The 13,332-nt window shown below is 62.8% G+C and carries 11 protein-coding genes; 6 read left to right on the top strand and 5 right to left on the bottom strand.

The features are described 5' to 3' along the window. The first annotated feature begins 210 nt into the window (after positions 1–210). Positions 211–1,674 (top strand): mannitol dehydrogenase family protein, encoded by a 1,464-nt coding sequence (locus tag KMAL_RS05970; protein ID WP_110094838.1) that lies wholly within the window; start codon positions 211–213, stop codon positions 1,672–1,674. A gap of 125 nt (positions 1,675–1,799) precedes the next feature. On the opposite strand, the gene KMAL_RS05975 is transcribed toward KMAL_RS05970, so the two are convergent. Next, complete coding sequence (locus KMAL_RS05975) at positions 1,800–2,306, bottom strand: GNAT family N-acetyltransferase (RefSeq protein ID WP_110094894.1); 507 nt, start codon at positions 2,304–2,306, stop codon at positions 1,800–1,802. A gap of 133 nt (positions 2,307–2,439) precedes the next feature. On the opposite strand from KMAL_RS05975, the gene KMAL_RS05980 reads away from it, so the two are divergent. From KMAL_RS05980 to mdoH, 3 genes are all read left to right on the top strand, one after another. Beyond that, the gene (locus KMAL_RS05980; RefSeq protein ID WP_110094839.1) at positions 2,440–2,781 is read left to right on the top strand and encodes a winged helix-turn-helix domain-containing protein; all 342 of its coding nucleotides are present in this window, start codon (positions 2,440–2,442) and stop codon (positions 2,779–2,781) included. Positions 2,782–2,926: 145 nt separating this feature from the next. After that, positions 2,927–4,471 (top strand): glucan biosynthesis protein, encoded by a 1,545-nt coding sequence (locus tag KMAL_RS05985; RefSeq protein ID WP_180999749.1) that lies wholly within the window; start codon positions 2,927–2,929, stop codon positions 4,469–4,471. Next, positions 4,459–6,600 (top strand): glucans biosynthesis glucosyltransferase MdoH, encoded by a 2,142-nt coding sequence (mdoH, locus tag KMAL_RS05990; protein WP_110094840.1) that lies wholly within the window; start codon positions 4,459–4,461, stop codon positions 6,598–6,600. The genes KMAL_RS05985 and mdoH overlap by 13 nt, the downstream gene beginning before the upstream one ends. Positions 6,601–6,752: 152 nt before the next feature. Here mdoH and KMAL_RS05995 read toward each other — a convergent pair whose 3' ends face one another. Continuing rightward, positions 6,753–7,217 carry a hypothetical protein gene (locus KMAL_RS05995; RefSeq protein ID WP_239019973.1) on the bottom strand — a complete coding sequence of 155 codons (465 nt, stop codon included), beginning with the start codon at positions 7,215–7,217 and terminating at the stop codon, positions 6,753–6,755. Positions 7,218–7,963: 746 nt separating this feature from the next. On the opposite strand from KMAL_RS05995, the gene KMAL_RS06000 reads away from it, so the two are divergent. Both KMAL_RS06000 and KMAL_RS06005 read left to right on the top strand, forming a co-directional pair. Continuing rightward, positions 7,964–9,283 (top strand): MFS transporter, encoded by a 1,320-nt coding sequence (locus KMAL_RS06000; protein ID WP_110094842.1) that lies wholly within the window; start codon positions 7,964–7,966, stop codon positions 9,281–9,283. Between the two features lie 511 nt (positions 9,284–9,794). After that, complete coding sequence (locus KMAL_RS06005) at positions 9,795–10,412, top strand: hypothetical protein (RefSeq protein ID WP_146044164.1); 618 nt, start codon at positions 9,795–9,797, stop codon at positions 10,410–10,412. 365 nt (positions 10,413–10,777) lie between these two features. Here the strand turns inward: KMAL_RS06005 and KMAL_RS06010 are convergent, their stop codons facing one another. The 3 genes from KMAL_RS06010 to KMAL_RS06020 form a co-directional block, all read right to left on the bottom strand. Beyond that, a complete protein-coding gene (locus KMAL_RS06010) occupies positions 10,778–11,062 on the bottom strand; it encodes a hypothetical protein (protein WP_239019974.1) in 285 nt (94 codons plus the stop codon). Between the two features lie 149 nt (positions 11,063–11,211). After that, entirely contained in the window at positions 11,212–12,282 is a 1,071-nt protein-coding gene (gene hisC / locus KMAL_RS06015; RefSeq protein WP_110094844.1) for a histidinol-phosphate transaminase, read from the bottom strand. A gap of 108 nt (positions 12,283–12,390) precedes the next feature. After that, the gene (locus tag KMAL_RS06020; RefSeq protein ID WP_110094845.1) at positions 12,391–12,939 is read right to left on the bottom strand and encodes an ankyrin repeat domain-containing protein; all 549 of its coding nucleotides are present in this window, start codon (positions 12,937–12,939) and stop codon (positions 12,391–12,393) included. Positions 12,940–13,332 lie beyond the last annotated feature (393 nt).

Here is a 13,332-nt window from a genome sequence, read left to right on the forward strand (position 1 = left end):
TGGTCCCATGGCGGCCCTGTTGTCCCATAATTGTGGTATATGCGGGACATATTTCCGGTTCACGCCGGATTGCATGCCACCAATGGCCTGCTGGTGCGTTGGTACCCGCAGTGTCCCGGTGGACATGTGGTCTGGGGACGTGTGCCCGCGTGACATCACGCATGCGGTTCCGGGACCGGGTCAACATGAAGCAGGAGTCTGGATATCATCATGCTGAACAGAGCGATTCTTGGAAACCTTCCCGAAGGTGTGCGTGGCCCGGCCTATGACCCGGCGACACTGACGCCAGGAATCGTGCATTTCGGGGTTGGCAACTTCTTTCGCGCGCATGAGGCCTGGTATGTGGAGCGCTGCCTTGACCGCGGAAAGCCGGGACCATGGGGGATCGTGGGGGTCGGCCTGACGTCGGGCGCGCGCAGCGAACGCAAGGCGGAGACGTTCCGCGCGCAGGACGGGCTGTATTCCCTGACGGAAGTGGATGCCGACGGCGCGCGCACCGTCCGGGTCATCGGGGTGCTGCGTGAGTACCTGCTGGCCCCGGCGGACCCGGAGGCGGTGCTGGCGCGCCTGTGCGATCCGGCCATCCGCATCGTCAGCATGACCATTACCGAAGGTGGCTACAACATCGACGAGGAAACCGGCGAATTCCGCATCGACAACCCGAGGGTGGAAGCCGACCTTGCCAACCCGCAGGCCCCGGCCACGGTGTTTGGCTTCGTGGTGGAGGCCCTGCGTCGCAGGCGCGCGGCCGGGACGGGGCCGTTCACGGTCATGTCGTGCGACAACCTGCGCCATAACGGGCAGGTCGCCCGCACCGCCTTCGTCGGCTATGCCCGCGCCTGCGACCCGGACCTTGCGCAGTGGATCGAGGCCAACGTGACCTTTCCATGCAGCATGGTGGACCGCATCACCCCCAGCGTGGATGCGCGCATGCGCGACCTGCTGAACCGTGAGAGCGGTCTGGATGACGCGCTGCCGGTGCTGGCGGAGGATTTCAGCCAGTGGGTGCTCGAGGACAGTTTCTGCGCCGGGCGCCCCCCGCTGGAGAAGGCGGGGGTGGAGTTCGTCAGTGACGTGACCGGTTATGAACAGGTCAAGGTCCGGATGCTCAATGCGGCGCATGTGACGCTTGGCGCGCTGGGCCTGCTGCTGGGGTATCGCTATGTCCATGATGCGATCGCGGATGCGGACCTGCACCGTTTCATCAACGCCTACCTGCAGAAGGACGTCATGACGCAGATCCATGCGCCGCAGGGACTGGACCTCGATGCCTACCGCCGCAAGGTCATCAGCAGGTTTTCCAACCGTGCGGTGGCGGATACGCTGCTGCGGATCTGCAGCGATGGCGCGTCGAAGTCCCAGGTCTTCTGGACCGACACGGTGCGCCGCTCGCTCCAGTCGGGACATGACCTGTCGCGGATCGCCTTCGGCCTTGCCGCCTATCTGGAGATGCTGCGCGGTATTGATGAAAAGGGGGAGACCTATACCCCGCTGGAGCCGACCCTGACGGAAGGGCAGGTTGCGCTGGCCCGCGACACGGACCCCGCCGCCGCACTTGCCCTGCCGGCGTTCGACGGGTGGCGTGACCTCCAGACGCCCGAACTGACGCAGGCGATCGTTGCGGCGCGCCGGGCGATCCGCGAACACGGTGTCCGCGCCAGCCTGCCGGACTGATCACGCAGGCTGGAGTTTCTGGTGCGGCTTTTGCCAAGAAGCTTCGAAAGATGCCGCCTTTTTGGAAAAAGCCGGCATCCGGAAACTTGTCCGGACATACGCGTGCGCTGTTGCGGACGAATTTTTCACGACCCCATGTCCGGGACGGCGCGCGACATGGGCATGGCCCCGTCGCCATAGGACGCGGCGGCCTCCATGGCGGCGGGTACGGGCGTAAAACCCTGCCGCCGCCAGAACCCCACGGCCTGTTGTGTCGCCATCAGCGCGATGCGGCGCAGTCCCGCCCGTCGCGCGGCACGTTCGAGCAGGGCAAGCGCGCGGGTTGCCGCCCCCTGTCCGCGCAGGGCCGGGGCAATGGCGATGTCATGGACATACCAGCAGTCGGGATCGGGCGGCAGCGCGTGCAGCAGCATGTTCAGGCGCGGCGGATGGCGCAGGTGCCACGGATGGCTCAGCAGGTATCCCGCCAGCGTCTTTTTGCCCCCATCCAACCCATGGCATCCCGCCGGGCACAGGGCAAGGCGTTCAGCGAAAACGGCCATGTCCTCGGGGTAGGCGGGATGGATTTGCGCTGCGAGTACCTGTACATCCGGCAGGTCGGCATGGTACAGGGGGCGCCATTGTGCTGTCATTTTCACCATTGTGCATATAGACGGGAAATATAATAAAACATTTCCGGGGCATTATTGGACGAGATGGTCATATACCGGTTATTCGTGGCCCGACGCCCACCCTTTTATCCCAAGTGCAGGAGCACCTGACAGAATGACGGATCTGCGTCTTACATTACGTATTGATGCCAATGGCAAACCCCTGCTCGGGCATGGGAAGATCCGCCTTCTGGAACAGATCGAGGAAACGGGCTCCATCTCTGCCGCCGCACGGGCGATGGGCATGTCCTATCGCCGGGCATGGCTGCTGGTGGAATCGATGAACTCGGTTTTCGTGCACCCGCTTGTCGCCGCGCGCCCGGGCGGCGGCGGCGGGGCGGGCCTGTCGGATGATGGGCACAGGGTCCTGAAACTTTACCGCGAAATAGAAAAACTGTCGCGCCATGCGGCCGACGGGCCACTGGCCGAACTGTCGGGCATGTGCGAAGTGCCGTGAAAATGCCATGGCACGGCCATAGGGACCACAGACATAGGGAACAGGGTGACTGGACTGCCATCGCACGGAAATGGCGCGGATTCGATTGATAAAGAGATCCACTGCAACGGCTTTGCGGCGGGTCGATAATGATAATGATCGGGGAATGATTTCAGTGTTGCGACGTGATATTGTAAAGGCCGGGGCAGGCCTGTCGGTTTTCTCCCTTCTGGGCGGGCTCGATGCCTTTCGTGGCGCGCGTGCGGCGGATGGGCCGGAAGCGGGCGTTTTTGACGATACGACCGTCAGGCAGCTTGCGCACCGCCTGTCGCAACAGGCCTACCGCCCGCCTGAGGAAACGCTGCCCACAGCCCTGCGGGACATGAATTTCGATCAGTTCACCTCCATCGCCTACCGGCCCGAACAGGCCCTGTGGCATGGGGAGAACCTGGGGTTCGAGGTGGAATTCTTCCCCCGTGGCTATCTCTATCGCCCCCGGATCGAGATGTACGAGGTGATCGACGGCAAGGCCGCGCCCGTTCCCTATTCGGCGGACCTGTTCACCTATGGCAATCCGGCGTTGCGGGTGGATGACAATATCGGCTTTTCGGGACTGCGGATCCGCGCGCCCATCAACACGCCCGGCGTGATGGAGGAATTCTGCGTCTTCCTTGGCGCATCCTATTTCCGCGCGGTGGCCAAGGGTCAGACCTATGGCCTGTCGGCGCGCGGCTTCGCCGATGGCACGGGCGACCCGAAAGGGGAGGAGTTCGCACTGTTCCGCGCCTACTGGCTGGAAAAGCCACGTTCCGGCGTGGATAGCGTGGTGCTGCATGCGCTGCTTGACAGTCCGTCGCTGACGGGGGCGTTCCGGTTCACCATCCGCCCGGGGGAGACGACGGTCTTTGACGTGCAGACCTACCTCTACCCGCGCAAGGAGATCGCGCAGTCGGGCATCGCGCCCCTGACGGGCATGTTCTATTTCGATGCCAACGACCGCAACCATGTCGATGACTGGCGCCCCGCCGCCCATGACAGCGAGGCGCTGTCGATGTGGACCGGGGGCGGGCAGCAGTTGTGGCGTCCGCTGCGCAACCCGCAGGACCTCCAGTTCTCGGCCTTTGCCGACGTGCGTCCGCACGGCTTCGGCCTGATGCAGCGCAAGCGCGCGTTTGAGGATTTCGAGGACCTGGCCCTCAATTACGAAAAACGCCCCTCCCTGTGGATCGAACCGATTGGTGACTGGGGCGCGGGCAGCGTGGACCTGGTGGAAATCCCGACCCCGAACGAGGTCAACGACAACATCGTCTCCTTCTGGCGTCCGCGCGATGCGCTGGCGGCGGGGCATGAATATGCCTTCACCTACCGGATGTACTGGGGGTGGGACACGCCATGGCCGACGCATCTGGCCCGCATTGCCGCAACGCGCGTCGGGGCGTCGACGGACGGGTCGCATACCCGCTTCTTTGACATAGATTTCACGGGTGAGCCGTTCGTGAACCTTCCCCGGGATGCGAAATTCCATCTCCAGACCCGTACGTCGGCGGGCGAGATCCGCAATGTCGTGGTCGAGGCGAACCCAGACATCCACGGCTGGCGCGCCACGTTCGAATTCGATCCCAAGGATGCGAAGATCGCCGAACTCGACTGTTCGCTGGCGAATGACCAGGGAACGGTTTCGGAGGAATGGGTTTACCGATGGACGCCGTGACGCCCGGCGTGTCACCCGGGGCCGGGGGGACGCTGCCGCCGCCCGCGCCGCTGGAGATGCCGGTCCATTCCCTGTCGCACCTGCCGCCGGGGGGCCGCGCGGGTGCGCCGGTCACGCAGTGGTCGGGCATCGTGCTGCGCCGTGTGCTCGTCCTTGGCAGTGCGCTGGTGCTGACGGGATGGGCCACGTATGAAATGAACCTCGTGTTCAACGCCATCAGCGTCTCCATCGCCGGTGTCGTCATGCTGGCGCTGTTCGTGGTGCTGTTCCTGTGGATCGCGCTGGCGTTCACGTCCGCGCTGGCGGGGTTCTTCTCGCTCATGTCGCGGGGCGGGGGGCTTGGCCTTGGCATCCGGCCCGACGGGCCGCTGCCCCGGTTGGTGGCGCGCACGGCGCTGCTTATGCCCACCTATAACGAGGACCCCGGCCGTGTGATGGCGGGCCTGCGCGCGATCTGCGACAGCCTTGTCGCCACGGGACAGGCCGGTGCGTTCGACCTGTTCGTCCTGTCGGACACGACGGACCCCGATGTGTGGGTGGCGGAAGAGGAAGCCTATATGGCGCTGTGCCGCGCGACGGAGGGGCGTCTGCGTGTCTATTACCGGCGTCGCGCGCAGAATATCGACCGCAAGGCCGGCAATATCGCCGAATGGGTCCGCCGTTTTGGTGCGGCGTACCAGCAGATGATCACCCTTGATGCCGACAGCGTCATGTCGGGCGACACCATCGTGCGCCTGACCGCGGCGATGGAGGCCAATCCCGGTGTCGGCCTGATCCAGTCCCTGCCGGTGATCGTCAATGGCACGACCCTGTTTGCCCGCATGCAGCAGTTCGCCGGGCGGGTCTATGGCCCGCTGATCGCGCACGGCATCGCCTGGTGGCATGGGTCGGAGGGCAATTACTGGGGCCATAACGCGGTCATCCGCACCCGTGCCTTTGCCGAACAGGCGGCGTTGCCCCACCTGCCGGGACGCAAGCCCTTTGGCGGTGCGATCATGAGCCACGATTTCGTGGAGGCCGCGCTGATGCGGCGCGGGGGATGGGCAATCCACATGGTGCCCGCCCTGATGGGATCGTACGAGGAAAGCCCGCCATCGCTGACGGATATCGCGATCCGTGACCGGCGCTGGTGCCAGGGCAACCTGCAGCACGCCAAGGTGGTCTCCGCCACGGGGCTGCACTGGATCAGCCGCCTGCACATGCTGATGGGGATCGGGTCGTATGTGACGTCCCCGCTGTGGCTGGTGTTCCTGCTTGCCGGTATCCTCGTGTCCTTGCAGAGCAGGTTTTCACGACCGGAATATTTCGGCGACACCAAACTGCTCTATCCCCACTGGCCGCATGTCGATCCGGTGCAGGCGCGTTTCATGTTCCTTGCCACGATGGGGATCCTGCTGGCGCCAAAGATGCTGGCCTATGTCGCGCTGCTGTTTGACGGGCGGCTGCGGCGCGGGTGCGGGGGGGCGTTCCGCGCGGCCGTGTCGATCCTTGTGGAGACGGTGCTTGGCGGCCTTGTCGCGCCGGTGGCCATGCTGATCCAGACGATGGGCGTGCTGTCGATCCTGATGGGACGCGATTCGGGATGGAACGCGCAACGCCGCGACGATGGCGGCGTGTCCGCGATGCAGAACGTGCGGCTGTATCTGGGCTACACCCTGTTCGGGGTCGCGCTGGGGGTTGCGGCGTGGGTGGTCTCGCTGTCGCTGTTCCTCTGGATGCTGCCGGTCCTGCTGGGGCTGGTGCTGGCCATCCCGATGGCGATCCTGACCGGCAGCCGTGCCGCCGGGCAGGATTTGCGCCGCGCGGGCCTGCTGCTGATCCCGGAGGAGACATCGCCCCCCGACGTGCTGGCGCGCGCGGTGCGCAACCTGCGTGACATGGCGGGACGCCCGATTGGCGATGCGCTGGCGGTGCTGCGTGCGCACCCCGCGCTGCTGGCGCTGCATTGCGCCATGCTGCCGCCGCCGCGGCACAGGGGCGACCCGATCGACGCCAACCTGCTGGTCGGACTGGTCAAGCTGCGGGAGGTGCCTGACCTTCAGGCGGCACGCAAGGCGTTGAGCCCACGCGAAAAGGCCGCCGTCCTTGGCAATGCCGAAGGACTGCACCTGCTGGAGGCGCTGTCCTGACCGGCCGTCTGGCAGGATGGCCCTGACAGGGGTTCAGTGATGCCGCCTTCCGGTCTGGGGAAGGCGGCATTCTTTTTTGACGCTTCCTGAAAAAAGCTTCGCCGGGAACTTCCGGAATTTACGTGCAGGCCCTGAACCCCATGGGGCCGGGGTCAGCCGCCGCTGCCGTCGGAGGGCGAGGACCCTTCGGGGGGTGTCGCCATTTCTTCGCCTTCGGTGGAGCCATCAATGGACATGACCGCATCAAGGCTCTCGCACGCCTGGCGGAAATGCGTGTCGGACTGGAACTGTTTGCCACTGCACAGCTTGGCCGCATCAGGGACGCAGCTTTCGGTCGCGTCCTCGTAATCGGATTCCATGACATCGTGGGCAAGCGACAGGTCAGGGTCGCGGTTGCCTTCGCTGGCCTTCTCGATCACGGCCTGGACCTTGTGGAGTTCCTGGAGCTTGTCCAGGCAGGGCTGGCTTGCGACGTCCGGCTTGAAATGCAGCACATCCATCGCGCGCTGTACCTTCTGTGTCGCAAGGCTCTGTGCCTGTGCGGGGGTGCAGACATACGCGGGCAGCGCCACAAGGGCCGGAAGCGTGAAGAAAAGGCGGCGTGCGAAAAGACTCACTGTGAAACGTTCCATGACCTTATGCCCCGGACGCCGACGGCGATACCGGGAAACCTGGCCTTTGCCATGACGCGCGGCCTGTCGGCACGCAGGAAGGGTAGGGCACGGATTATGACAGCATGGCAGGACGGGGAAAAGAGGCGCCGATATCTCAATGTGTGTCAAAAAAATCTTTGCGCCACCTACAACAAATGACAATCGTGGCAAAATTTGGAAAATTTGCTTACATTCTGATGTTGTTTTGAGTATAAAATCAGCCATTCGATATATTGCGTCGCATAAAATCGGGAGGTGCAGAGACATATGGCCCTGTAAAATCATTCGATATCGTAATGATTTTGCGTATCCTAAAAATTCATGGTCCATCCATTGCCGCGTGAAGGCGAATTCACGCCCCTGATACAGGTGAGACGGGATATGTTGACTGTTACATATATTGGCTGGTGCCGATATTGTGACCCATATTTCAGCCGTGGGTGGACGACATAACAGAACGGTCGGCAACGATCCGCAAATCGTCCCGGACAGTCGCGTCATGCGGCACTTTCTTCCGGTTGCGGCGTTACTTTCGTCCGTGCGCGCGGCGCAGCCAATGCGTGACCGCGCTTTTTCGTACCTGACCTGAGGTTCCGCGATGGCATGCCGGCATGCCGGTGCATCGTGGACGCAGCCTGCATCGATGCTCCGCAATGAGGCGGAGCCCCTCAATCTAGTGTTGGCTGCCTGTGAAAGAGGAGTATCTCCCCTTGAAACAGACAGACATTCTGTCCCAACGAACTTCGATTGCCGACAAGCTTGGCATACCCACCCCCCTGTTCTGGGGGTTTGTCGGCCTGCTGTTCTTCATGATCGGCGACGGCGTGGAGGCGGGTTATCTTGCGCCGTATCTTGAAGAGCAGGGCATTTCCGGTCGTGACACCGCGCTGCTCTTCACGATTTATGGAGTGACGGTTTCCATCTCCTCGTGGGTATCGGGTCCGCTGTCCGACCTGTGGGGCCCCAAGCGGGTCATGTGGATCGGCCTCGGGATCTGGGCCGTGTTCGAGGTCGCGTTCCTGTCCATGGGTGTCGCGACCAACAGCTATCCCATCATGCTTGCGGCCTATACGATGCGTGGCTTCGGCTATCCGCTGTTCACGTATGGCTTCCTGGTGTGGATCGCCGCGGCAACGCCCCGCCACCAGCTTGGCTCGGCGGCGGGCTGGTTCTGGTTCGCGTTTTCCGGCGGCCTGCCGACGCTTGGCTCCCTGTTCGCGAGTTTCGCCATCCCCGTGATCGGCGAGATGATGACGTTCTGGAGTTCGCTGGTGCTGGTGCTGTTCGGTGGCCTGCTTGCGCTGCTGATGACGCGCGAACCCACCGGCAGCAAGCGCCTTGCCGAACCGGGAACGCCTGCGAGTACGATCTTCTTCAGTTCCGTCAGCATCCTGTGGCGTGAACCCAAGACGTTCATCGCCATGATCGTGCGCATCATCGACACCGCGTCGGAATATGCGTTCCTGGTGATCATGCCGGCGTTCTTCACCAAGGTCATCGGCTTTTCGCTGTCGCAGTGGCTGCAGCTGCTGTCGATCATCTTCCTAGCAAACATCCTTGTGAACCTGGTGTCGGGCATGATGGCCGACCGTCTTGGCCATCGTTCGGTCGTCGCCATTGGCGGCGGTGTCGGCGCCGCGATCACGGTCCTGCTGTTCTACTATGTGCCGCTGATGTTCCCCGGCAATTTCGCGATCGCGGCCGCCATGGGCGCGCTGTATGGCGCGACCGTTGCCGCCTTCGTGCCGCTGTCGGGCCTGATGCCGCAGATCTGCCCCAAGGAAAAGGCGGCGGCGCTGTCCGCGCTGGGCCTTGGCGCGGGGGCGAGCACCTGGGTCGGTCCGGCCGTCGTGACGTGGTTTGAATCGTGGCACGGGATCGAGGGGATCATCTGGATCTTCTCCGGCCTGTATCTGGTGTCGGCCCTGCTGACGATCACGCTGACGATCTCCCCCGAAGCGCGTCGTTACATGGACGAGGCCGCCGCCCGTGGCGACATCGCCGAGGAACTGGCTGCCGCCGAACACTGATCGGCCCAACCTTCCCCGTGCCGTTGCACGGGGAAGTCCCGGTCCGGTCTGACCATCCCTCCCACGGCATGAAACCGTGGGGGAGGCCGCCTTTACATCGTGACGCGGCCGTGCCGCCTCCCGTTTGGGCTGGGCGGTTATCTGTCAGGGGGCGTCCCCCTGACGCCCTGCGCATAGGGTTGCGGGGCGTGCAGTCCGTTGCGAAGCACAGGGAAGACCCTGTCCGATCTGCAACGGTTCCATTTGCATTGTGCGACCTGCCACAATCCCGAAACGGTTTACGCGTGCCTTTCTTTCCCTGCAGTGGGGGACGTGTTGGCCCATCGCGTAGCTATTGTGGCCGAACAGTTCCTGATTTCCATATCGGCATGTGAAATAATTGTCGTTATTGACAAATTATGTCCTGACAGCCCGATTTTATTTTTTTCATGATATGGTGATATTCAACCAAGGGAATTTTCTGAAAATACAGAATTACTCCTTCCGTGATTGAATGTTATGTGGATTTATTATGAATATTAAGACTTTATGCGGTGTTTTTTCTCTTTTTCTGTCCGTAATTCCGTTGTCAGCAAAGGCGGAAGGGGAAAATTATGTGGGAACCATAAATAATATATCAATTTTGTATTCAACGGTTCCTGGGAATACTTATAAATTTGGCTCCATAGGAATGCAGGCTGTAATAGGGGCCGCGCATCCGGACGGGAACATGGATATTATTTCCAAAAATTTTACAGCCATAACCTTTGACCAGAAAAACCATCTGAAAACCGTGATTTCTACCGATCTGAAGCCAAACTTTGTTTTGTTTGCATGCGGGAAGGAAAAGAAAAATCTTTCAAAGGATTTTCTTATCGGAACTGAGAATGATAAATATGCCCTTTACCCGACAAATGATGAAACAAATGCGGAAATCATGAACCTCATGACAACCTGCTCGATGGTTCTCATATCGATCGGGCCGGAAAATAAGTTTTATGTCATCCTTCTGGACGGGATGAAGCGGGCTTTGGACTCGCTGACCACCATCAAGGGCATTCCTTTTGATGTCGGGAACAAGGATCCCGAGTTCCCGTTGGCAACGGAGGACGGGAAGCCGTTCGTATATCCTGACGGTGGTGCGCACTAACGGATAAAAACCGGCATCGGGCGGTCCCGTCGCAAAGGCGCCTGCGCCCGGTGCCGTGGTGGGCAGGCGCGCGGACTGTACTGACGCGCGGCGGCGTGATGTTGCAAAAGGCGGGGAAAGCCATCCATGCCCCGTCCTCCCGTCCTCCCGTCCTCCCGTCCTCCCGTCATGCGTGGCGATGCAGCACGACAGTCGGGGTTGCCGTGCCGGATGCCCCCCATGTCAGGGCTGCCGTAAGGGATGGTCTTTCAGGGCGGGATATCCATCGGCCCGGTGGCGTGATCGACGCAAAAAAACGCGGACCCGCATCGGCAGGTCCGCGTCCTTTTTATCCATGATGCCTTACAGGCGCGCGCCTGGTTGCGTCAGGCCCGTTCGGGACGGCGACGCGCCGGGCGCGAGGGGGCAGGGCGATTTCCTGCCGCCGTGGCCTCGCGTCCCTTGGCCGCAGGCGTTTTCATCGCCGGTGCCGCAGCCAGTTCGGCTTCCAGCTGGCGGATGCGCTTCTGCACGCTTTCACGCAGGGCGGGGGCGGTATGCGATTTCATGTTCGCAAGGGTTTCACGCAGGTCGCGCAGCTGCTTCTGCTTTTCCGCCAGCGAACGGCGGATGGGCTGGTTGTCGGACATCTGTCCGTGGAATGCACGCATGATGATAATCCATTCGAATGGAAAACAAGACGTCTGTTCAGGGTAGGCAGGAAAGGACACGCACGCCCCCACACCCATGAAGGGAGGTTCCCTGCATGGGGCATGACGGCGATCGGATGATCCGTGTCAGCCGGAAGGCGCGTACGCGCTCAGGCGCGGGGCGTGGCCATGATGTCAGCCAGTGCGTCGCACAGCGCCTGACATTCGGCTTCGGTCCCGATGGTGATACGGAGCCATTGGGCGATTCGGGGTGTCCTGAAATGCCGCACGATGATCGCCCGTTCCCGCAGGGCCCGGGCAAGGTTCAGTGCGTCATGGCCAGGATGGTGCGCGAACACGAAATTCGCGCATGAGGGAAGGACCTCGAACCCCATCTTTCCCAGGCTGTCTGTCAGCCTGTCGCGTGATCTTATGATCCGTTCACGTATGTTGGCAAGCCATTCCCGATCCTCGATCGCGGCAATCGCACCTGCCTGCGCCAGTCGGTCGAGCGGGTAGGAGTTGAAGCTGTCCTTCACTCGGGTCAGCGCCTCGATCAGGTCGGGATGCCCCACGGCATATCCCACCCGCAATCCCGCCAGCGCGCTGGATTTGGACAGGGTGCGCACCACCAGCAGGTTGTCATGGCGCGCGGTCAGGGGAATCGCGGTCTCGCCCCCGAAATCGACATAGGCCTCGTCCACGACGACAACCTGGTCGCGATGATGGGTCAGCAGCGCCTCTATATCCGCAAGGGACAGCGCCATGCCGGTGGGTGCGTTCGGGTTGGGCACGATCACGCCACCGCACGGACGCATGTAGTCCGCGACATTGACGCGCATGTCCGCATCAAGCGGCACCATCTGCGCCGTAATGCCGTACAGCCCGCAATAGACGGGATAGAAGCTGTAGGAGATGTCGGGGAACAGCAGCGGCCCTTCATGCTTCAGCAGCGCCTGGAACGTATGGGCCAGGACCTCGTCCGACCCGTTGCCAACGAACACATGCCCTGCAGGGACGTCGTGGGCGCGCCCGATCGCCTGGCGCAGCGCCAGCGCCGACGGGTCGGGATACAGGCGCAGCGTGTCGTCCGTCGCCGCCCGGATGGCCGCAAGCGCCTTGGGCGAGGGGCCATAGGGGGATTCGTTGGTGTTGAGCTTGATCAGGTTGGTCATCCGCGGCTGCTCCCCCGGGACATAGGGGGTCAGGGTGTGGACGACGGGGCTCCAGAAACGGCTCATTGCATTTGGGTTCCACTGGAATGCGAAGAACGCCGGCACGCATGGCGCATGCCGACGCAGGGCGTGGGGTGCGGATGGATCAGGTGGCGGGTGGGTGGGGCTTGGGGCCTATGCCTGCGGGGGCTTGCGCCCCATCAGCGCCAGAAGTTCGGCATTGTCCTGCCGGGTCGCCAGGATGCGTGCGCTGACGCCTTCGCCATCGCGCAGGTCGGGGTCCGCCCCATGTTCCAGCAGCAGGGCCACCATCGGGTCACGGTTGAACATGACGGCAAAGATCAGCGGCGTGCGACCGACCCCGTTGGGGATGTCGATCTTCGCCCCGTGCGCGATCAGGGTGCGCGCGCTGGGCAGGTCGCCCTTGAACGCCACGCCCGCCAGCGCGGTCGCCCCCTTCTGGTCCTGCAGGTCCGGGTTGGCCCCGCCTTCCAGCAGCGCGCGCACCGTGTCGGCATGGCCGTTGTAACCCGCCAGGATCAGGGCGGTGTAGCCCTTGTCATTGCGGATGTCGGGGTCGATTCCCGCGCGCAGGAACTCCCTGACCAGGTCCGTTTCCCCATCCCGCGCGGCGGACAGGTACAGGTCCGCGATCTGCGTGTCCGTAAAGGTCTGCTCGGGTGCGGTGGCGGCGGGGTCGCCGCTGGCGATTGTCTGGGTCATGGGCCTGCCTCGCGTGCGGGTTGCGGGAATAAGACGGATGGGGCGGCGCGACGGCCCCGGGCGCATATGCCGCGACGCATTGGCCCGCCCGCGGCGTGCGCGTCACGGCGGGCCGGTCGGGATGCGTGCGCGGCACCGCCATGCGATGATTACGCAATGCCGTGCCCCTCCGCAAGACGGGGGCCGGGCGTCGCTGTGGCGTATATCGTCGCGGATGTGTCTGACATGGGGTCATGTCATTTTCATGGCCGCGCCGATGGCGCACGAAACAGGCATGGGAAAGCAGGCCCGTGCCTGCCGGGTCCGTTACGGCGGCGTATCATGGGGTCGAGCAGTCGTGATTCGCCAAGGCTGGCATCACGCGCGGTTCGGGCCTTCAATAGGCAGGCTGTC

It is taken from the genome of Novacetimonas maltaceti (genome assembly GCF_002906255.1).
In the GTDB taxonomy this organism is placed as follows: Bacteria; Pseudomonadota; Alphaproteobacteria; order Acetobacterales; family Acetobacteraceae; genus Novacetimonas; species Novacetimonas maltaceti.